The sequence below is a fragment of the Pseudomonas sp. IT-232MI5 genome (genome assembly GCF_949767845.1).
GTDB lineage: Bacteria > Pseudomonadota > Gammaproteobacteria > Pseudomonadales > Pseudomonadaceae > Aquipseudomonas.
Map to the genome: position 1 here is coordinate 1 of NZ_CATKQE010000027.1, position 1,054 is coordinate 1,054.

At 61.1% G+C, this 1,054-nt stretch carries 1 pseudogene; it reads left to right on the top strand.

Features of this window, described 5'->3' with window-relative positions:
* Nucleotides 1–16: 16 nt before the first annotated feature.
* Nucleotides 17–1,054: pseudogene (locus ACM6JQ_RS15985) on the top strand (hypothetical protein); the annotation flags it as partial.

The following is a 1,054-nucleotide window of genomic DNA, read 5'->3' on the forward strand; positions in this document are numbered from 1 at the left end:
GCCCGCCTGGAACAACATGAGCAAGAGCGATAACTGCAAGGTGTACGTGGGCAACACCATGGTCGCGCAAAAGACCATCACCGAAGACATCGAGGTGGACAAGCACGTCACCCTCTTCGTCGCGCCCGAGCGTTTGCTCAGCGGCGACTGGGAGCTGTCCTATCAGATCAAGCGGTTCGGGCAGAACTTCGAGCAAGGACCGACGATCAAGTTCGTCGTCAAACTCGAACTACCCGGTGGTCAGGATCTTAATCCCGACTACGGCCACTCCGAACTGACCATGGCCTTCGATCCGCCGGATGTGGTGCGCGACGGTGTCGACAAGGCCACCGCCGAGAAAGGCGTGCTGATCTACGCCAAGCCCAAGCCCGGCGATGGCTGGCTCTACCGGAACTGCGCCGTCGGTGACGTGCTCATCCTGGCCTGGGCCGGGAAAACCGTGGAGTCCGAGCCCGTCACCCAGGAACAGCTCGACGATCCAGAGGGTAATCCCATCGTGGTGCTGGCCGACAAGGACACCATCCTCTCTGCCGGCGACTCCGACGGCGTGTCGGTCAGCTACAAGATCCGCGACCGCGTCTACAACGAGTCCGAAGACTGGTGCGAGGCCGTTTATATTGCCGTCGACACCCAGGGCTTGCGGCTGGGGGCGCCCATCCTCAAACAGGCCGATGGTCTCATCGTGGATCTGGAGGAGCTGGGGGACGATCGGCCGCAGGTAGAAGTCTGGGCGGAGGACGGCAACATCTTCAAAAAGAACGACGAGATCTACCTCAGCGTCTTCGGTACCGGCGACGAAGGTAAAGAGATCACTGAAGTAGTGATCCAGCGTATTGAAAGCACGCCGCCAGTGCGGATCTCGATCGAACACAACAACAGCACCCTGCGCGCCTTGGCCAAACGTACGGTGGTGTACTCCTATCACGTACGTCGCGGCGGCGTCGTGGTCGACAACTCCAGATCCAAGTCCCGCGCCTACAGCGTCATCGGTGAGGCCACGCGCTTGGCCGCGCCCATCGCGATCGACCAGATCAGTGGCGCGCTCGACCCGAAT